This window comes from Cupriavidus sp. 2TAF22, assembly GCF_052115045.1.
GTDB lineage: Bacteria > Pseudomonadota > Gammaproteobacteria > Burkholderiales > Burkholderiaceae > Cupriavidus.
On sequence record NZ_JBFRFX010000001.1, the window covers coordinates 460,803 to 479,886 of the forward strand.

Genomic DNA, 19,084 nt, shown 5'->3' on the forward strand with positions numbered 1-19,084 from the left:
GAAGGGTTGAAAGGGCTGGAAAGACCGGAAGGACCGGAAGGACCGGAAGGACCGGATACCGGGTGGATGATGGTGCCGTTACGCCCAGTGCGCGGGTACCAGGACGCCGCCAGCCCAGTGCGCCGGTACCCATACCGCCGCACGCGGCGCCCGCGCGAAATAGACCGCGCGCGGCGCGACATAGACGACCCTCGGCGGCGGCGGTGCGACGTACACGACCTTGGGCGGCGGGGGCGCGACATACACCACCTTGGGCGCCGGCGCGACGTAGACCGGCTGCGGGGGCGGCGGCGGCACATAGGCCACCGGCGCCGGGGCGACCGCCACCGGCGTCGGGGCGACTACCACCGCCGCCGGGGCGACCACGGCCGGGGCGGGCGCGACGACCACGGGCGCCGGGGCGATGACCGCCGGCGCGGCACCGACTGCAACCGTGGCCCCTACCGTCGTCACCGTACCGCCGGTCGTTACCGTGCTGCCGTGTACGACCGTGGTGCCGCCGGTGGTCGTCACGACACCCGGCGCCACGCGGGTCGCGGTGCCGCCGTGCGTGACGGTGCCGCCGTCCGCACCCGTCACCGTGCCCGAGCGGGCACATGTCGACCCGGCGCAACTGGTCGATGCCGCATGGCTGACAGTGTTGCCGTTCGAACGGGTGACCGTGCCGGATGAGGAATACTGGCCCGGCGCCTCGCGCGTCACGCTGCCCGCCGTGGCGGCGGTCTGGCCATTGGGCCCGGTGACATCGCCGGTGTGCGAGCAGGTGCCGCCTGCGCAGCTGGTGTCGCCGGCATGCTGGACCGAACGACCGTTCGGCCCGGTCGCGGTGCCGGCGTTGGAGAACTGCCCCGGCGCGGTACGGGTCACCGTGCCGGTGTTGGTCGCGAGCCCGCCGTAGGGGCCGACGACACCGCCGGCGTGCGAACAGCTGCCGCCTGAGCACGATCCGAAGTGCGCGCCGTTATAAGTGCCGTGCGGCGTGTAGGCCGTGCCGTGGCCGGACCAGCCCGCGAAGGCCGGGGTGCTTGCAAGGATGATCAGCGAGGCGGTGGCTGCGAAGACGTAACGGGATGTCATGGGATGTCCTTCAGGTTCGGGTCTGGCCGCGCACTGCGACGTGGCAACGGGACGAACTATAGGAGCGGGGCGCGAAATAATCGCGGTGGAAAACATGTCGCGGTGTTACACCGGCGTGACTGGGCGACGGGCGGCGAATGCCGCGCCTGTCGGCGGCGCAAGCGCGCCAGGCACGCACGGCAGGGCATCCGCGCCACGTAAAAAAGGGGAGGCACGCCTCCCGGCGTGCCTCCCCTTTCTCCTTGTCAGCCCAGCCTTGTCAGCCTTGCCTGCGCCGACTGCCCCGGGCGCCTCAGAACGGCAGGCGGAGCTTCACCGAAGCGGTCTGGTTGGTGAAGCGGTCACGCACCTCTTGCGCTGGCCTTCGTTGTGGCCGGTGCCGAAGTCTGCCTGCACGCTGACGTCGGTGCGCGCATCCAGGCTGTAGCTGCCGTAGCCGATCAGGCGATAGCCGTCGACGCTGGCGCTCTGCGCCGCCACCGGCGAGTTGCCGTAGGTGCCTTCGTTGCTCAGTGTCAGGCAAGCCGCTGAAGTAGACTTGCCGCTTGTTTGTGTTCGCGACTTTCTTGCTTTCTTGCTTTCTTGTTGTTATGTGGTGCTCAAGGTGCCGGGGAACCGGTACCGCCTTGATTTCTTCCTTACTTCAATCCGTGTGTCTTTGCGTGTGTCGCCTCCCCGTTATTCGCCTGGTCTTTCATTCGTGCGGACCAAGGTCCTGATCCTGCTGGCGGCCCTGCTGCTGGCCGCCTGTACCCATTTCTCTCCTGCCGGGCGCCGGCAGGCCGCCGACGCGCTGGCGCTCACCCATGGCTGGCAGAAACTCCGCCTGCCCACACGGGATTTCGTGCTGACCGCCTATGCGCCGGCACCGGCCGTCGCGGCCGCCGCGGCCGATACGCTGGCCGTCTACATCGAAGGCGACGGCCTGGCCTGGCTCAGCCCGACGCAGCCCTCCGACGATCCGACCCCGCTGCGCCCGGTGGCCCTCGAACTCGCCCTGGCGCATGTCCGGGGCGCCGCGGCATACCTTGCGCGTCCGTGCCAATTCGTCGACGACCAAGACCTGCGCGGCTGCGGCACGGCCTGGTGGACCGGGCGGCGCTTCTCCACCGAGGTGGTCGAGGCCACCGGCCAGGCCATCGACGCGCTCAAGCAGCGCTTCGGCGCGCGCCGGATCGTCCTGGTGGGCTACTCGGGCGGCGGCGCGGTGGCGGCGCTGGTGGCGGCACGGCGCCAGGATGTCGCGCGCCTGGTGACCGTGGCGGGCAACCTGGAGCCGCTGGCGTGGACCACCCTGCACGGCGTGCCGGCACTCGAAGGCTCGCTCAACCCCGCCGACGACTGGCGCCGGCTGCAGGACATTCCGCAGCTGCACTTCGTGGGCGCGCAGGACACCAATGTCACGCGCGAGGTGGCCGCGGCCTATGCCGCGCGCTTTCCCGCCGCCCGGCGACCGCCCGTCCATCTGGTGGAAGGCGCCACCCATGCCTGCTGCTGGGCGCAGAAATGGCCGGCGCTGTGGCCGCTGGCCTTTGCGCCGGACGCGGGTAGCCCGGGCGAGCAGGCTTTCCTGCCCTCCCTGTTATCTGTCGGTCTTGTGATTTATTAAGCGGCGGGAGAGGAAGCCGGGGGCGCGGCGGGTGCGCCCGTGCCGCCGGTCCAGTCCAGCACCACCTTGCCGCTGTTGCCCGAGAGCATGGCAGCGAAGCCGGCCTGGAAGTCGTCCGCGCGGAAGCGGTGGGTGATCATGGGCGTCAGGTCGAGCCCGCTTTGCAGCATGGCGACCATCTTGTACCAGGTCTCGAACATCTCGCGGCCGTAGATGCCCTTGATCTCTAGGCCCTTGAAGATGACCTGGTTCCAGTCGATCGCCATCTTCGACGGCGGGATGCCGAGCATGGCGATCTTGCCGCCATGGTTCATGTGCTCGAGCATGGTGGCGAAGGCGCTCGGCACGCCCGACATCTCCATGCCGACGTCGAAGCCCTCGGTCATGTGCAGCGAGGCCGCGACATCCTTCAGGTTTTCCTGCCCGATGTTGACCGCGCGCGTGGCGCCCATCCTGCGGGCCAGCTCGAGCCGGTAGTCGTTGACATCGGTGATCACCACATTGCGCGCGCCCACATGGCGGGCGATGGCGGCGGCCATGATGCCGATCGGGCCGGCGCCGGTGATGAGCACGTCTTCGCCCACCAGGTTGAACGACAGTGCAGTATGGGTGGCGTTGCCGAACGGGTCGAAGATGGCGGCGATCTCGTCAGGGATGTCGTCGGGGATGCGGAAGGCGTTGAAGGCCGGAATCACCAGGTATTCGGCAAAGGCGCCCGGGCGGTTCACGCCCACGCCCACCGAATTGCGGCACAGGTGCCGGCGTCCGGCGCGGCAATTGCGGCAGAAGCCGCAGGTGATGTGTCCCTCGCCGGAGACGCGGTCGCCGATCGACAGTCCGCGCACCTCCTGCCCGATGGCGACGATCTCGCCCACGTATTCGTGTCCCACCTGCATCGGCACCGGGATGGTGTGCTGCGCCCACTCGTCCCATTTCCAGATATGGATGTCGGTGCCGCAGATGGCGGTCTGGCGGATGCGGATCATCACATCGTTGTGGCCGACTTCCGGCTCGGGCACGTCGGTCAGTGTCAGGCCGGGCGCGCGTTCGAGTTTGGCGAGGGCTTTCATGGCTGGGTTCCTGTGCTGGCGCGGGTTGCGGCTTCAGGCAATGGCGCCGAATTTCCTGCCCACCTTGGCGAAGGCGGCCACCGCGCGATCGATCTGCTCGGCGGTATGCGCGGCGCTCATCTGCGTGCGGATGCGCGCGCGGCCCTTGGGCACCACGGGGAAGGAAAAGCCGACCACGTACACATGCTCGGCCAGCAAGGCATCGGCCATGCCGGTGGCCAGCGCGGCGTCGCCCAGCATCACCGGGATGATGGGGTGCTGGCCGGGCACCAGCGTGAAGCCCAGCGCGGTCATCTCGCGGCGGAAGTGCTCGCCGTTCTCGCGCACGCGCATGCGCAGCGCGGCGCCTTCCGCGCTGGCCAGCAGATCGAGCACCTTCAGCGTGGCGGCGGCGATGCTGGGCGCCAGCGAGTTGGAGAACAGGTAGGGGCGCGAGCGCTGACGCAGCAGTTCCACGATCTCGCGGTGGGCCGCCACGTAGCCGCCGGAGGCGCCCCCCAGCGCCTTGCCCAGCGTGCCGGTGATGATGTCCACGCGGCCTTCCACGCCGCACAGTTCCGGCGTGCCGCGCCCGTGCTCGCCGACGAATCCCACCGCGTGCGAGTCGTCCACCATCACCAGGGCGCCGTACTTGTCGGCCAGGTCGCAGATCGAGCGCAGGTCGGCGATGATGCCGTCCATGGAAAACACGCCGTCGGTGGCGATCAGCTTGAAGCGCGCGCCGGCCGCGTCCGCCTCGCGCAGGCGGGTTTCCAGGTCGGCCATGTCGTTGTTGCGGTAGCGGTAGCGCTTCGCCTTGCACAGGCGCACGCCGTCGATGATGCTGGCGTGGTTGAGCTCGTCGCTGATGACCGCGTCCTGGTCGTCGAGCAACGTCTCGAAGAGGCCGCCGTTGGCGTCGAAGCAGCTCGAGTACAGGATGCTGTCGCCGGTGTGGAGGAATTTCGCCAGCACCGCCTCGAGCGTCTTGTGCACCGACTGCGTGCCGCAGATGAAGCGCACCGACGCCATGCCGAAGCCGTCCTGCTCCAGCCCGCGGCGCGCCGCCTCGATCAGGCGCGGGTCGTCGGCCAGGCCGAGATAGTTGTTGGCACAGAAATTCAGCACATGCTCGCCGCCGGCCAGCCGGATATCGGCCGCCTGCGGGCTGGCGATGACCCGCTCCGCCTTGTGGAAGCCGTCGGCGCGAATGGTGTCGAGGGTGTCGCGGAGATGGGAGAGATAGCGGTCGCGCATGGGATTCCCTGAGGTGGTGGATCGATGGCGTGTGGCGCCTCATGCGCCGTTGCTGTATTGCGTTGCAGCATGGGGAGGTGGGGTTTTGTTATGGTATGCCTGATGTGCTGTGGGTGGGGGAAATGGTTTGTTATCGGGTTTGTTATTGGTTTCTTGGGGGGAGGGATAGTCTTGGCTTCAGGGTCAACGTCTAGGGCGTAAAGGCTTTGGTTTTAATGTCGAAGACAACTTCGAAGGCGAATTCTCAAAGTCAACGTCAACATCAAAGGCAAAATCTTAAGGTCAACGTCAACGTCAACGTCAACGTCAACGTCAAAGGCTTTCGCGCCCCCGGCGCGACCTACTTTCTTTTGTCCGAAAAGAAAGTAGGCCAAGAAAGCGGACTCCTGGCCGGAGGGGCAGAAGCATCCAGGGGTTACGGGATTTGCGGATTCGTGGTGGGTGTGTCGGTTCTGCTGGAATCTGCCGGTACCGGCGCTGACGGCCACTACACTGCGAGAGGTGCTTGTTTCGTGGTGATGCCCCTGAGCGCTGGTGCACTGCTTGTTCGGGCATCTGCCGTTACCGGGTCGGGCGGCCACGGCATTGTGGCCTCGCTGGTTTCGTGGTGGGCGTGGTGGACCGGTGGTCGAGTCAAAGCCGGCAGCTGCGGTGTTCGTCGCGCTGGCGCTGCTGCGCGCCAGGCGTGATCCTGTTCAAGGCGGTGGAATGGGCGGAAGAGCGGCTGCCTTCCAGCGGGCGTACGCCACTGGCATGCACGCCGCGCACGGCCGGTAGCCTGCCGCGATGGCATGTGCCTCGTCGAGAAAGAACACGCGTTGCGGCGCATAGCCGCCGCGGGCGATGGCGCGCAGCGCGCTGCGGCAATCGAGCCGGCCGTACAGGCGCCCGCCGCGGTGGCCGCCCAGCGTGCCGGGCGCCGGACTTTGGTATGGCTTGCCGTCCGGCCCGACCAGGGTCCAGTTGCGCGCCGCGGTCAAGCCTGCCCCTCGCGCTCCAGCAAGCTCCGCTTGCGCTCCACGCCCCAGCGATACCCCGATAGCTGGCCGTCGCTGCGCACCACGCGATGGCAGGGAATCGCCACGGCGATATGGTTCGCGCCGCATGCCTGCGCCACCGCCCGCACCGCCTTCGGCGCGCCGATGCGCGCGGCAATCTCCGCGTAGCTGGCGGTGGAGCCGGGCGGGATCTCCCTCAGCGCCTGCCACACGCGCTCCTGGAAGGCGGTCCCGCGTACATCGAGCGGCAGGTCGAAGCCCAGCGACGGCGCTTCGATCAGCCCGACCACCTGCGCGATCAACTGCTCGAAGCCGGCGTCGCCGCCGATCAGGTTGGCCTTGGGGAACTGGTCCTGCAACTCGCGCGCGAGCGCATCGGGGTCGTCGCCGAGCAGGATCGCGCAGACCCCGCGCTCGCTCTGCGCCACCAGGATGGAGCCGAGCGAGCACTCGCCCACGGCAAAGCGGATATCCGTGTTGGCGCCGCCGGCGCGGTAGCGGCTTGCGGTCATGCCGAGCATCTGGCCGGAGGTTTCGTAGAAGCGGCTGTTCGAGTTGAAGCCGGCGTCGTAGATGGCTTCGGTGACGGAGCCGGCGCGCCCCAGCCGGTCGCGCAGCTTGCGTGCGCGGTGGGCGCCGGCATAGGCCTTGGGCGTAAGCCCGGTGACGGCCTTGAACACGCGGTGGAAGTGGAACGGGCTCAGGCGGGCCTGGCTGGCGAGTGCGTCGAGCGCGGGCGGCTCGTCCGCGTTCTCGATCTGGCGGCAGGCCTCGGCAATCAGCGCGGCATGCTGGGCCGCCATTGCTGACTGGTCCGCCGCGGCCCGCTTGCTCGGGCGGTAGCCGGCAGCCTCGGCGGCTGCCGGTGTATCGAAGAACTCCACGTTTTCCGGGCGCGGCAACCGTGAAGGACTGCTCGGGCGGCAGTAGATGCCGGTGGTCTTCACCGCATAGACGAAGTCGGCGTCCGCCGCCGGGTCGCGCGCCAGCACGCGGGCCCAGCGCGGGTCGTGTTCGGTCGTTGCCTTCGTTGCCGCCGTTGCCTTCTTTGCTTTCATGATGCTCACTGTATGCCGATGCCGCGCGTTGCGCACGCCGTGGCTTGTGCCGCATGCCGCATGCCGCTAGGCGGCGTCGTGGAAGATGATGCCAAGCACATGCCGGTGTCCCGAACGCAGCCGGCTCACGCCGTGGCGCAGCTTGACACGATAGCTGCCGCGCGTGCCCTGCACCGGGCGCTGGTTCACCGCGAACACCACGGCGTCGCCCTTGCGCAGCGGCACCACCTCGGCGCGCGACTGCATGCGTGGGCGCTGTTCGGTCAGCACGAATTCGCCGCCGGTGAAATCCCTGCCCGGCTCGGACAGCAGGATGGCTACCTGCAGCGGAAACACATGCTCGCCGTACAGGTCCTGGTGCAGGCAGTTGTAGTCGTCCGGCCCGTATTGCAGGATCAGCGGGGTGGGGCGCGCCTGGCCGGCATCGTGGCAGCGGCGCAGGAAATCGGCGTGCCGTGCCGGATAGCGGATGCCGATGTCCATCGCGGCGTTCCAGCGGTTGGCCACGGGCACGAGATGCGCATAGAGCGCGCCGCGCAAGGCCTCGACCAGGCCGGGCAGCGGATAGCTGAAGTATTTGTATTCGCCACGGCCGAAGCCGTGGCGGCTCATGACCACGCGTGAGCGGAACAGGTCCTCGCGCGGGTAGAGCGCGGCCAGCGCATCGCAGGCCTGCGGTGCGAGCAGCCCGGCGATGACGGCGCAGCCCTGGCGCTCCAGTTCTTCGCCGATGGCATCCCAGGGCAACGTATCGGCATGCCGGCCAGCCGCCTGCGCGCCGCCCGTCAATGCGCCGCCGCTATCTGCCATTGCATGGTCTGCCTTCATGCCCGCGCCTCGCGCTGCAGCAGTTCGCGCTTGCGTTGCACCCCCCAGCGATAGCCGGAGAGCGCGCCGTCCTGCTTCACGATGCGGTGGCAGGGAATGGCGATGGCCAGCAGGTTGGCTGCGCAAGCACCGGCCACGGCGCGCGCCGCTGCGGGCCGGCCGATGCGTGCGGCGATGTCGGCATAGCTTGCCGTGCTGCCTGCCGGTACCGCGCGCAACGCCTGCCATACCCGCTGCTGGAAGGCGGTGCCGCCAATGTCCAGGGGCAGGTCGCAGGCACTTCCGGGCGACGAAGCCAGGCTGGCGGCCCGCGCCAGAAGCCCCGCCAGGTCTGGTTGCGCCCGCCGCAGCGTGGCGGCGGGGAAGGCCGCGCGCAGTTCGCCGTGCAGCGCCTGCTCATCCTCGCCGAGGAGCAAGGCGCAGACGCCGCGTTCGCTTTGCGCGACCAGCACGTAGCCAAGCGCGCAGGCGCCGATCGCGTAGCGGACTGGCGCGAGGCCAGGACCGGCGATCTTGCCTTGTGAGGTGGATGGCATGCCTTGCATGGCGGACTCCTTTGCATAGATGGCGATGAAGCCAACTCTAGGCCAGGATTCCTCGCCGATCACTCCGTGTCTTGCTGTCGAATTCCATGCCGGCGCGCCGCCGCGCCGGTGCGGTGGTGCGATTTCGGCGGGGCACTTGCATTTGCCCCGCACTCGCCTATCATCCTGTAAATCGTTTTAGTAAACCGTTTTACTGAAACACTTAAGACCTTGATTCCACCCACGGCCGTTGCGGCGCACCATAAGCAAGAAGCGTGGCAGGTGCCGAACAAGATCATCAGCGGCGCCGCGACCAGGACGAAGGCGCCACTGCCGTCGTGGGCGGCCAGCCCGGTCAGGGCCGCCTGCATCAGCGCGGGCAGCTGCTGCACCGAAAGCGAGAAGGCCAGGCTCGAGGCAGTGGCAAACACGAAGAGGATGCCTCCGGCCATGGCCGCGGCGCGCACGAACAGCCGCACCACCGCGCGCGCATCGAGTTCGCGGAACACCAGCACGCCGGCCAGCAACGCATGGAAGCTGGCCTGAGAACCCGAACATGGCAACCATACAAGATGTGGCCAGGCTGGCAAACGTATCCGTCAGCTCCGTCTCCAACGTGCTCAACGGCCGTACCGAGCGGCTCAATCCCGCCACCTTCGCGCGCGTGGAGCAGGCTATCCGCACGCTGGGCTTTCGCCCCAGCCAGGTCGCGCGCCAGCTCAAGACCGGGCAGACGCCGATGCTGGGCTTGCTCGTGCCGTCCACCGCCAATCCCATGTACGGGCAGTTCGCGGTCCTGATCGAAGCCGAGGCGCAGCGCCAGACCGGCTTCCGCGTATTGCTGGGCAATACCAACCGCGACCGCGACCAGGAAGCGAGCATGCTCGACGACCTGCTCTCCTTCGGCGTGCACGGCGTGATCATCGTCTCCTCCCTGACCGACGAGCTGCACTTCGAGGCGCCCGCGCGCCAGGGCCTGGCGATGGTGAGCTATGACGGCGGCGTCGATCCCAGGGTGCCGGCGCGCATCGACCACGTCCAGCCCGACAACTTCCAGGCGGGCCATCTCGCCGCCTCGCACCTCATTGCCCTGGGCCACCGGCGCATTGCCTTCGTCATGCCTGCCGGGCGCACCGTCAGCCGCGCCTGCAAGATCGATGGTTTTCTCGCCGCCGCGCGCGAGGCCGGCATTGGAGACGGCGCGGAGGTGCTCGAGTGCCCGCCAAGCGCTTACTATGGCGACGCCGAGCTGGCCGAGCTCGGCCAGCTCGAGGGCATGCGGCTGGCACGCAGCAAATCGCGTCCCACCGGGCTGATCGCGGTCAACGATATGATGGCCATCGGGCTGATGTCGGGCCTGCACCAGGCTGGCTTGTCGGTGCCGGCCGACGTTTCCGTGATCGGCATGGACGATATCGGCATGTGCGCCTACACCAATCCCGCGCTGACCTCGGTGGCCATGCCCTTCGGCGAGATGGCCGAGGCCATGGTGCGCCGGGTCGTGATGCGGCTGGCACAGCCGGAACTGGCGCCGACCCGCATGTGTTTCCCCAGCGGCCTGGTGCAGCGCCAGTCCACCGCGCCGCCGCTGGCGCCACGGCGCTGACGCAGGGAGCGGGTGGCCGGCACAACGGTTTTTACGCTCGAGGCACGCGGGGGAGCCGCGCGCCGCGGGACGCAGGTCGCGCGCGCCATGCCGTGCGCGCGGTGGTTGTCCGAGGTTGATTCTTGGAGCCGATTCATGGAGGAAACTGGAAATGGTGGTGGACAAAGAGGAACGCCGGCCGGCAGGAACGGCCAGGATCCACGTCGAGGCGGGCTACGCCATCGAGGTGGACATCATGCGGGTGGAGGACGGCTCGTGGGGGGCACTGGTGCGGTTGTCGAAGCTGGCCGACCGCGGCGCGCCCGCGGCCCATTTCATGCTCAACCGCACCTTCGGGGATCGCGCCATGGCTTTCTCCTACACGCTGGCGCTCACGCGCGAATGCGTGCTGCAGTTCGCGCCGGCCGAGGCGGTGGCCATTGCCCGCATGCTTGGCACTAGCCAGGCTCCGGCGAGCGGTAGCAGCGAGGACTAGCGGAGCGCCGCGCGAGGCAAGCGCGGATGGTTTTTTTCCACAAGGCGCAGATCGCGGGGAGATGACCAAGACGACACGCACGCCCCCGGCAAGAAGGGGCAGCGGTACGTCGTGGTGTCACGAAGGAGGGGCCGCCCGGCAAGGCGAGGGGGGCGACGATCACATTTCTGCCCGACGGCGAAGGACTGGCTGGCGAGGCGGGACAAGGGGCTGCACGCCGCGCGTGCGGCCCCTTTGCATTGGCGCGGCAGGTCCGGGCATAGCCCGCCCGCGCGGATCGGGGTGACGTGGAATGCAAGTGGGCGAGGGGGGCRCACTAAGCGTTTACCCCGCCTCATTTTTCTTTGACGTCCCTCTGTGACATGTCTACTATGATCGTGACATGTCAGCAAACGCTGGCGCTGATGATCCCATCCCAGGAGCCGAAATGGTCGCCGCGCGCAAAATGAAGTCGGGGAAAGTTGACGGAGCCCGACGCAAAGTCATCCACCAACTCGCCGGGGCGGCCGTTGCCGGCCTGGCGTTTCCCTATATCGGAGGCACGGCGCGTGCGCAGGAAAAGCGCATCGTCGTCCGGGACCCGGGCGGCCCGTATGCGGACGCGTTCGCCGAAGCCTTCTACAAGCCCTTCAAGGCCGCGACGGGCATCGAGGTCGTGCCGATCGTGGCGCAGTCCGATCCCACCGCGATGATCAAGGGCATGGTCGAGGCCAGGAACTATGCGTGGGACCTGGCGCTCCTGAACCGGCAGTCGCAGGAAGTGCTGACCGACCCCAGGACCGGAGTCTTCCTGGAAGAGGTCAGGGTCAAGGCGCCGGAGATCCCGGACAAGTACAACAGCCAGTACATGATCGCGACGCTGTTGCTGCAGACCGTGCTGGCGGTGCGCACCGACAAGTTCAAGGGCCGCGCCGTGCCCGCATCGTGGAAGGACTTCTGGGACGTGAAGAACTTCCCCGGACGCCGCGCGCTGCGCCGCCATCCGCAGGACACGCTGGAGGAAGCCTTCCTCGGCATGGGCGGCAACGCCGGGTCGGTCTACCCGATCGATGCGAAGGCGTCCTTCGAGGGGCTGGCGCGCATCAAGAAGGATATCCAGGTGTGGTGGACCAGCGGCGCGCAGACCTCGCAGATGCTAAAGAGCGGCGAGGTCGACATGTGCCCCACCTGGAACGCCCGTGCGCAGGCCGCCATCGATGAAGGGGCGCCCGTCAAGATCATCTGGAACCAGGGCCTGTGGAGCACCGAAGGCTTCTGCATTCTCAAGGGCTCGCCCAAGGCGGAGCTGTGCCGCGAGTTCATCAAGTTCACCTGCGACGCGCAGCGGCAGGCCGAATACACCAGGCGCCTCGCGTACGGGCCTTCCAACCCCAACGCCTACAAGTACATCGACCCGGTGCGCGCAAAGTCGCTGCCCACCCATCCCGACAACCTGGCCACCGCGATCCAGATCGATGCGCGCTACTGGGGCAACAACAAGGACAGGATGACGGAATCGTTCAACACCTGGCTGCTGGCATGAACCCGGCTGCGAGCAAAGGATGCAGAGCATGAAAATGGTAGCCAGGAAAGACGCCGGCGACGCCGCGCACGACCATCAGGCACCGGGCCAGGCCGAGGCCGGCGCCACGCCGCCGCAGGCGTGCCCGCAGCGCGCGGAAAAGCTGCGCATCGAATGCCTGTCCAAGCACTACGGCGATACCTGTGCGCTGGAGCCGACCGATCTCGCCGTGCGGCAGGGCGAGTTCGTGACCTTGCTCGGGCCGTCGGGTTCGGGCAAGACGACGCTGCTGATGATGATCGCCGGCCTTGTGCCGCCGACCTCGGGCAGCATCTGGATCGAGCAGAAGGACGCCACGCGCGCACCGCCCTACCGGCGCGATATCGGCATGATGTTCCAGAGCTATGCGCTGTTCCCGCACATGACGGTGGGCGAGAACATCGCCTTCCCGCTGCGCATGCGCAATATGGGCAAGGAGGCCATCGCCCGCGAGGTCGATGCGATCCTGGCCCTGATCAAGCTGCCGGGCATCCGCGACCGCTTCCCGGCGCAGCTCTCGGGAGGGCAGCAGCAACGCGTGGCGCTGGCGCGCGCGATCGTGCACAAGCCGTCGATCGTGCTGATGGACGAGCCGCTGGCGGCGCTGGACAAGTCGCTGCGCATCCATATGCAGGCGGAGATCCGGCAATTGCAGAAGCAGCTCGGCATCACGGTGCTGTACGTCACCCACGACCAGGAAGAGGCGATGACCATGTCCGATCGCATCTGCCTGATGAACAATGCCAGGATCGAGCAGATCGGCACGCCGGAATCGCTCTACTTCGCACCGCAGAGCCTGTTCGCCGGCCAGTTCCTCGGCGAGTCGAACTGCCTGCGTGGGGTGCTTGAATCGGTCGACGGCGAGCGGCAGCTTGCCTGCCTGCGCACCGCGTCGGGGCAGCAGCTGCGCGGGCGGCTGGCGCAAGCGGTCGAGCCGGGCCATGAGGCGGTGATGCTGGTGCGACCGGAGTCGCTGCGCGTCTCCATGAGCGTGGCCGACAGCAGCGCCAACCACCTGCCCTGCCGCATCGAGGACAGCGTGGTCATGGGTTCGCTGTCGCGCCAGCACGTCGTGCTCGCCGATGGCCAGCGCCTGGTGGCGGTGGGCCTGACGCGCGCGGGCCGGGCCGAGGGCGCGGGCAGCAGCAGCGCGGTTCATTTCAACGAGGCGGATGCCATGATCTTCGGAGCCCAGCATGGCTAGTCAATCGCTTGCCGCGCGGCAATGGACCGGCCCGGCGCTGGTCACGCCGACGCTGCTGTTCCTGGCCGCCACCGTGTTCGTTCCCGTGGTCCTGCTGCTCTGCGCGTCGCTGTTCGGCGCCGGCGGATTCTCCTCGTCCGCCTTCACGCGGCTGGCGAGCACGCCGGTCTATATGCAGGTACTCGGCCACAGCCTGTACCTGTCGGCAGTCGCGGCCACGGTTGCCGTGATCGCCGGGTTCCCCGTGGCCGCGGCGATCTCGCGGGCGTCGGGCGGATGGCGCCAGTTGCTCTGGCTCGGCGTGCTGCTGCCGTTCTGGACCAGCTTCCTGGTGCGCACCATCGCCTGGATCGTCATCCTCGGCCGCACCGGCGTGGTCAACAGCGTGCTCACGTCGAGCGGCATCAGCCAGGAGCCGCTCGAACTGCTCTACACCAACTTCAGCGTCATCGTCGGACTGGTGCATGTATTGCTGCCGCTGGCGATCCTGACCATGCTGCCGATCCTGGAGTCGCTCGACCGGCGCCTGCTGTCGGCCGCGCAGACGCTCGGCGCGCAGCCGGGCGTGACGTTCTTCACCGTGTACCTGCCACTGAGCGCGCCCGGCGTCACGGCGGCGTGGCTGACCACGTTCATCTCCGCGCTGGGCTTCTTCATCACGCCGTCGCTGCTGGGTTCGCCCAGGCAGACCATGATGGCGCAGCTCATCATCCAGCAGGTGCAGGAGATGCTCGACTGGGGCCTGGCCGCGGCGCTGTCGGTCCTGACCCTGGTCGCCACGCTGATCATCTACTGGTGCTACGACAAGCTGGTGGGGCTGTCCACGGTGGCGGGCGAGGCCGCCGCGCCGAAGGCCGGCGCGCGTGCCGGGGGCAGGCTTCGCAGTGCCGCCTATGCAGTCTGCTGGTTCCTCGGCAAGTCGCTCGACCGCGTGGTGGTGCCGCTGGCGCAGGCGCTGCCGCAAGCGCGCAAGGGTGCCGCCGATGGCCGGGGCCGGTTGTCGGCCACCGTGGCGGTGATCGTCATCGTCGCGCTCAGCCTGCCGGTGCTGCTGCTGATTCCGGAGTCGTTCACGTCCAGTGCGTTCATCGACTGGCCGCCCACCGGCTTCACCCTGCACTGGTACGAGGAGATCTTCGCCTCGCCGCTGTGGATGGGCGCGATCCAACGCTCGCTCGGCGTGGCGGCCGGCACCGCGGTGCTGGCCAGCGTGATCGGCATTCCCGCGGCCTTTGCCTTTGCGCACCAGCGACTGCCGCTGCGCTCGCTCGTGCTCGGCGCCATCCTCGCGCCCATGATCCTGCCGCGCATCATCGTTGCGCTGGGCCTGTTCTACGTGCTGTCCCGCCTGGGCTGGCTGGGGTCCTCCCTGGCGCTGGTGATCGGCCACACGGCGCTCGCGCTGCCGTACGTCGTGATCACCGTTTCGGCGTCCCTGCGGTCGTATGACCGCCGCCTCGACGACGCAGCCAGCATCCTTGGCGCCAACACGCTGACGCGGCTGCGCCGCATCACGCTGCCGATCATCGCGCCGGGCGTGCTGTCGGCCTTCATCTTTGCCTTCGTCACGTCGTTCGACGATCTCACGCTCGCGCTCTTCGTCAGCGGCGGGCTGTTCACCACGCTGCCCAAGCAGATGTGGGACGACGCACTGCTGAAGGTCAGCCCGTCGCTCGCCGCGGTATCCGTGCTGCTGTTCGGCGCGGTGCTGGCGATCATTGCCGTGTCTTACCTGCTGCGCCGCAAGGCTGCCGGCGCCGCGAGGGCATGATGAAAGAACAAACCATCGAGCAGGACGACGTGCTGGTCATCGGCGCGGGCATCATCGGCGTCACCGCCGCCTACAACCTGATCCTGCAAGGCCGGAAGGTCACGCTGCTGGACCGGCAGGCACCTGGCTTCGGTTGCTCGTTCGGCAACGCCGGCGGACTGAGCCCGGGCATCAGCTTTCCGCTGGCCACCCCCGGCATGTACCGTCACCTGGCCGGCTGGCTGCTGGACCCGGAAAGCCCCGTCACCGTGTCCTGGCGGCGCTTGCCCGCGGCGTTGCCCTGGCTGGCGCGCTTTCTTTTCGCGGGCACGCCGGCCCGGTCGCACACGGCGGCGGCCGGCATGCGCAAGATGATGCGCAATTCGCTGGAGGACTATGCGCCGATCATCGCATTCGCCGAAGCGCAGGACCTGATCCATCGCGTCGGCCAGCTGTACCTCTACAGCACCGATGCCGCGTTCGAGGAGGAGGCCGCCGCCGTCGCGGCGCGGGAACGGCTGGGAATCGCGCAGACGCTGCTGTCCGCGCAGGCGCTGGCGGAGTACGAGCCCGAGTTGTCGCCCGTGTTCCGGCACGGCATCTTTTTCCCGGGGCACGGGCATTGCTCGAACCCGCAGCAGTTCGTCGCCCGCATCGCCGATGCCTGCGTGCGCGCCGGCGGGGCGCGCCTGGTGCGCGATGAGGTAGTGCGTATCGCCGGTGCTGACGGCGGCATCCGCGTCTTCACGGCCAATGGCGAGCGGCGCGCGGCCCAGGTGGTGGTGGCGGCGGGCATCCATTCGAATGCGCTGATCCGCCCGTTCGGCTGGAAGGTGCCGCTCGAAAGCCATCGGGGCTACCATCTCCAGGTAGCGCAGCCGGGCGTCAACGTCACGCGCAACGTCATGTGGGCGGAGCGCAAGACACTGGTGACGCCGATCGGCGGCGGCTTGCGGGTGGCCGGGACCGCCGAGATCGGCGGGCTCGCCGCGCCGCCGACGCCGGCGCGCTTCACGCAGCTGGCGCGCACGCTGCAGGAAGTCTATCCGCGTGCCAATATCGGGCAGCGCTCGGAATGGATGGGGCACCGGCCCTGCACGCCGGATTCGCTGCCGGTGCTCGGGCCGCTGCCCGGCGCGGAGCGCGTGATCTGCGCGTTCGGCCATGGCCACGTCGGGCTGACAGCCGCCTCGTTCACGGGCCGCGTGATCGGCATGGCGGCAGCCAACGCGTCGATGTCCGATGCCTGGCAGGAATTCTCGATCGCACGCTTCGGTTGACGGCACGCGATCCACTACAAGGAAAACACAATATGAACGTTCGCGATCCCCTGCTGGACCCCGAACTCGGGGACAGCAAGAAGCCCTTGCAGCACCAGATCTTCGACGATATCAAGCGCCGCGTGATCACCTGCGACCTGCTTCCCGGCGCCGAGGTCACGGAAAAGGCGCTGGCCGACGAGTACGGCGTCACCAAGGCCCCGATCCGCAGCGCCCTGGCGCGGCTGACCGAGTCCGGCTGGCTGGTGAGCGCCCCGCGCAAGGGGCATGTGGTCTCGCCATTGACCGTCAAGGACGTGATGGAGATCTTCGATGCGCGCGAGCTGGTGGAGCCGCATACCGCGCGGCTGGCCGCGGGGCATGTGTCGCGCGCCACGCTGGTCAAGCTCAACGACGCCTGCACGCGCGAGTACGACCTGGACGACACCGAAGCCAAGCGGCAGTTCCTGCTGGCCAACGCGGCGTTCCATATCGGCATCGGGCGCGCATGCGGCAACGGCCGGCTGGCGCTGATGCTCGAGCAACTCCATGAGCAGGCGCTGCGCGTGCTGTACCTGAGCATCAGCGCGAGCGACCGCTCGGCGTCCTGGCGCCACGGGCACGAGTCGATGATCGACGTACTCGTCTCGGGCGACGCGGAAGAGGCAGCGGCGCGCACCCTGGCCGGCATCAGGCGCAGCCGCCAGTCGGTCATGGACATCGTCAGGCAGCACGAAGGCAGGATCTTCGTCTGAACGATCCTTGCCTTGCGCAGAACCAGTTTTTACCAACGGCTTAGCCATGGAGAAAGAGCAGGAAATGAGCACGTCTTCCATCACACGAATCAACACCGGCCCGCGCCTGTCGGACGTCACCATCCACAATGGCCTGGTCTACCTGGCCGGGCAGGTGCCCCGCGGCACGCTGGAGGGCACCATCGAGGAACAGACCGCGGAAGTCCTCGCCACCATCGACCGCCTGCTGGGCGCCGCGGGGTCGGGCAAGGAGCGCATCCTGTCGTGCCAGATCTTCCTGGCCGACATCGGCGAGATTGCGCGCATGAACACCGCCTGGGACGCCTGGGTGCCGCAAGGCAAGTGTCCGTGCCGCGCCACCGTGCAGGCGAAGCTGGCCAATCCCGCCTGGCGCATCGAGATCGTGGTGGTCGCGGCGCTCGCCGCGCAGCAACAGGCCGCCTGACATTCCCCTGGCCGGGCATGGCGCGGTCCGGCCACGTCATCGACGCTGGCTGTCTCCCGGCACCGGACCCGCTCCGATGACGCTGGACAGCACGGGCGGCAACAACGAATAGCAGCAACCGGTGCCCGGTGGCCCGCCACCGGCAAGGGCGGCGCTCGTCCTGAAAACCCGGGGCGGAAGGCTTTCCGCCCGGCAACAACCTGGTCGCCTCGCGCGCCGGCCACCGGCTGGCGTGCGGCGGCCTCCACTGACAAAATTGGAGCGAACGTGATCTCCCACCTGAAGCAAGCCGCCATCCAAACGAATATTTCCCAATCGTCCTCGCCGCAGGTGCGCCAGGTGGTCGAGGACGCGATCGGCCAGATCCGCGCCCGCGGCGACGCCGCGGTGCGCGATCTCTCGAAGCAGTTCGATAGCTGGGAGCCGGCCTCGTTCCGTCTCAGCCAGGCGCAGATCGAGGACGCCATCGCCAGGCTGCCAGCGCAGACGCTGGCGGATATCCGCGAGGCCCAGGCCAATGTGCAGCGCTTCGCGCAACTGCAGAAGGCGTCGATCACCGATTTCGAGGCGGAAGTCCAGCCCGGCATCGTGCTGGGCCAGAAGAACATCCCGATCAACTCCGTGGGTGCCTACATCCCCGGCGGGCGCTATCCGCTGCTGGCTTCGGCCCATATGATCATCACCACGGCGAAGGTCGCGGGCGTCAGGCGCGTGGTCGCCTGCACGCCGCCGAACCGCGGCCGCATTCCGGACGCTTCGGTGGCGGCGGCGCACCTCGCCGGCGCCGACGAGATCTACCTGCTGGGCGGCGTCCAGGCCGTCGGGGCCATGGCCATCGGTACCGAGACCATCGCCCGCGTGGACATGCTGGCCGGACCCGGCAATGCCTTTGTCGCCGAAGCGAAGCGCCAGTTGTTCGGCGAGGTCGGCATCGACCTGTTTGCCGGCCCGACGGAGGTACTGATCATCGCCGACGAGGCCGCGGATCCCTTCGTGGTGGCCACCGACCTGATCAGCCAGGCCGAGCACGGCCCGGACTCCCCGGCGGTGCTGGTGACCACGTCCAGGGCGCTGGGCGAAGCCGTGCTCAAGGAGATGGAAACCCAGTTCTCGAACCTGGCGACGCGCGATGTCGCGCAGGCGGCCTGGCGCGATTTCGGCGAGATCATTCTCGCCGATACGCTCGACGAAGCGTTCGCGGTATCGGACGAATACGGCAGCGAGCATGTCCAGGCGCTGATCAGGGAGCCGCGCCTGGCGCTGGAGAAGCTGACCACCTACGGCGCGCTGTTCATGGGCGAGAACACCTGCGTGTCGTTCGGCGACAAGGTGATCGGCACCAACCACGTGCTGCCCACGCGCGGCGCGAGCCGCTATACGGGCGGGCTTTGGGTGGGCAAGTTCCTGAAGACGGTGACGTACCAGGAAATCACCTCCCTGGAGGCCAGCGCCGCGATGGGGGCGCTGTGCGCGCGCGCCTCGCGCGCGGAGAACTTCGAGGGGCATGCCCGCTCGGGCGATGTGCGCGCTTCGCGTGCCAGCGGCGCCAGGCCGGAGTGGGCGGCCATGGCCGACGCCTGATGCCGCGCGGGCGGGGCAAGCGCGCGTGCATCGATGCGCCTGGGCCCCGCCAGGCGCGGGCGGCGCCGC

At 68.3% G+C, this 19,084-nt stretch carries 19 protein-coding genes and 1 pseudogene; 11 read left to right on the forward strand and 9 right to left on the reverse strand.

Going from position 1 to position 19,084, the window contains the following annotated elements:
- Positions 1 to 78 precede the first annotated feature (78 nt).
- The gene (locus AB4Z48_RS02075) at positions 79 to 1,077 is read right to left on the reverse strand and encodes a hypothetical protein (protein WP_441612169.1); all 999 of its coding nucleotides are present in this window, start codon (positions 1,075 to 1,077) and stop codon (positions 79 to 81) included.
- 312 nt (positions 1,078 to 1,389) lie between these two features.
- On the reverse strand, positions 1,390 to 1,557 hold the full coding sequence (locus AB4Z48_RS02080; RefSeq protein WP_441612170.1) for a hypothetical protein: 168 nt from the start codon (positions 1,555 to 1,557) through the stop codon (positions 1,390 to 1,392).
- 220 nt (positions 1,558 to 1,777) lie between these two features.
- On the opposite strand from AB4Z48_RS02080, the gene AB4Z48_RS02085 reads away from it, so the two are divergent.
- The gene (locus AB4Z48_RS02085; RefSeq protein ID WP_441612171.1) at positions 1,778 to 2,686 is read left to right on the forward strand and encodes an alpha/beta fold hydrolase; all 909 of its coding nucleotides are present in this window, start codon (positions 1,778 to 1,780) and stop codon (positions 2,684 to 2,686) included.
- Here AB4Z48_RS02085 and tdh read toward each other — a convergent pair.
- Together tdh and AB4Z48_RS02095 are read right to left on the reverse strand one after the other, a co-directional pair.
- Positions 2,683 to 3,756 carry an L-threonine 3-dehydrogenase gene (tdh, locus tag AB4Z48_RS02090; protein ID WP_441612172.1) on the reverse strand — a complete coding sequence of 358 codons (1,074 nt, stop codon included), beginning with the start codon at positions 3,754 to 3,756 and terminating at the stop codon, positions 2,683 to 2,685. The genes AB4Z48_RS02085 and tdh overlap by 4 nt on opposite strands.
- 33 nt (positions 3,757 to 3,789) lie before the next feature.
- On the reverse strand, positions 3,790 to 4,992 hold the full coding sequence (locus AB4Z48_RS02095) for a glycine C-acetyltransferase (RefSeq protein WP_441612173.1): 1,203 nt from the start codon (positions 4,990 to 4,992) through the stop codon (positions 3,790 to 3,792).
- A gap of 215 nt (positions 4,993 to 5,207) precedes the next feature.
- Here AB4Z48_RS02095 and AB4Z48_RS02100 point away from each other — a divergent pair, with 215 nt between their 5' ends.
- Positions 5,208 to 5,681, forward strand: coding sequence for a hypothetical protein (locus tag AB4Z48_RS02100; RefSeq protein ID WP_441612174.1), 474 nt, complete (start codon positions 5,208 to 5,210; stop codon positions 5,679 to 5,681).
- Between the two features lie 6 nt (positions 5,682 to 5,687).
- On the opposite strand, the gene AB4Z48_RS02105 is transcribed toward AB4Z48_RS02100, so the two are convergent.
- The 5 genes and pseudogenes from AB4Z48_RS02105 to AB4Z48_RS02125 all read right to left on the reverse strand — a co-directional run bounded on the left by AB4Z48_RS02105 (position 5,688) and on the right by AB4Z48_RS02125 (position 8,990).
- Complete coding sequence (locus AB4Z48_RS02105; RefSeq protein WP_441612175.1) at positions 5,688 to 5,972, reverse strand: Ada metal-binding domain-containing protein; 285 nt, start codon at positions 5,970 to 5,972, stop codon at positions 5,688 to 5,690.
- The gene (ada, locus tag AB4Z48_RS02110; RefSeq protein ID WP_441612176.1) at positions 5,969 to 7,048 is read right to left on the reverse strand and encodes a bifunctional DNA-binding transcriptional regulator/O6-methylguanine-DNA methyltransferase Ada; all 1,080 of its coding nucleotides are present in this window, start codon (positions 7,046 to 7,048) and stop codon (positions 5,969 to 5,971) included. The genes AB4Z48_RS02105 and ada overlap by 4 nt, the downstream gene beginning before the upstream one ends.
- A 66-nt stretch (positions 7,049 to 7,114) precedes the next feature.
- Positions 7,115 to 7,924, reverse strand: coding sequence for a 2OG-Fe(II) oxygenase (locus AB4Z48_RS02115; RefSeq protein ID WP_441612280.1), 810 nt, complete (start codon positions 7,922 to 7,924; stop codon positions 7,115 to 7,117).
- Positions 7,873 to 8,361 (reverse strand): annotated as a pseudogene (locus AB4Z48_RS02120) (methylated-DNA--[protein]-cysteine S-methyltransferase); the annotation flags it as partial. The gene AB4Z48_RS02115 and the pseudogene AB4Z48_RS02120, both read right to left, overlap by 52 nt.
- 119 nt (positions 8,362 to 8,480) lie before the next feature.
- Positions 8,481 to 8,990 carry a TRAP transporter large permease subunit gene (locus AB4Z48_RS02125; protein WP_441612177.1) on the reverse strand — a complete coding sequence of 170 codons (510 nt, stop codon included), beginning with the start codon at positions 8,988 to 8,990 and terminating at the stop codon, positions 8,481 to 8,483.
- Here AB4Z48_RS02125 and AB4Z48_RS02130 point away from each other — a divergent pair.
- From AB4Z48_RS02130 to hisD, 9 genes are all read left to right on the forward strand, one after another.
- Entirely contained in the window at positions 8,957 to 10,006 is a 1,050-nt protein-coding gene (locus tag AB4Z48_RS02130; RefSeq protein WP_441612178.1) for a LacI family DNA-binding transcriptional regulator, read from the forward strand. The two genes, AB4Z48_RS02125 and AB4Z48_RS02130, sit on opposite strands and share 34 nt — an antisense overlap.
- Before the next feature lie 151 nt (positions 10,007 to 10,157).
- Positions 10,158 to 10,481, forward strand: coding sequence for a hypothetical protein (locus tag AB4Z48_RS02135; protein ID WP_441612179.1), 324 nt, complete (start codon positions 10,158 to 10,160; stop codon positions 10,479 to 10,481).
- A gap of 427 nt (positions 10,482 to 10,908) precedes the next feature.
- Entirely contained in the window at positions 10,909 to 12,003 is a 1,095-nt protein-coding gene (locus AB4Z48_RS02140; protein WP_441612180.1) for an ABC transporter substrate-binding protein, read from the forward strand.
- Between the two features lie 28 nt (positions 12,004 to 12,031).
- Positions 12,032 to 13,225: an ABC transporter ATP-binding protein gene (locus AB4Z48_RS02145; protein WP_441612181.1), complete on the forward strand. Its 1,194-nt coding sequence runs from the start codon at positions 12,032 to 12,034 to the stop codon at positions 13,223 to 13,225.
- Positions 13,218 to 14,996, forward strand: a complete 1,779-nt coding sequence (locus tag AB4Z48_RS02150) for an ABC transporter permease subunit (RefSeq protein ID WP_441612182.1) — start codon at positions 13,218 to 13,220, stop codon at positions 14,994 to 14,996. The genes AB4Z48_RS02145 and AB4Z48_RS02150 overlap by 8 nt, the downstream gene beginning before the upstream one ends.
- Positions 14,993 to 16,255: an NAD(P)/FAD-dependent oxidoreductase gene (locus tag AB4Z48_RS02155; protein ID WP_441612183.1), complete on the forward strand. Its 1,263-nt coding sequence runs from the start codon at positions 14,993 to 14,995 to the stop codon at positions 16,253 to 16,255. The genes AB4Z48_RS02150 and AB4Z48_RS02155 overlap by 4 nt, the downstream gene beginning before the upstream one ends.
- A gap of 32 nt (positions 16,256 to 16,287) precedes the next feature.
- Positions 16,288 to 16,989: a GntR family transcriptional regulator gene (locus AB4Z48_RS02160; protein WP_441612184.1), complete on the forward strand. Its 702-nt coding sequence runs from the start codon at positions 16,288 to 16,290 to the stop codon at positions 16,987 to 16,989.
- Positions 16,990 to 17,053: 64 nt separating this feature from the next.
- Positions 17,054 to 17,434 (forward strand): RidA family protein, encoded by a 381-nt coding sequence (locus AB4Z48_RS02165; RefSeq protein WP_441612185.1) that lies wholly within the window; start codon positions 17,054 to 17,056, stop codon positions 17,432 to 17,434.
- Positions 17,435 to 17,701: 267 nt separating this feature from the next.
- Positions 17,702 to 19,015: a histidinol dehydrogenase gene (gene hisD, locus AB4Z48_RS02170; protein WP_441612186.1), complete on the forward strand. Its 1,314-nt coding sequence runs from the start codon at positions 17,702 to 17,704 to the stop codon at positions 19,013 to 19,015.
- The last annotated feature ends 69 nt before the right edge of the window (positions 19,016 to 19,084 follow it).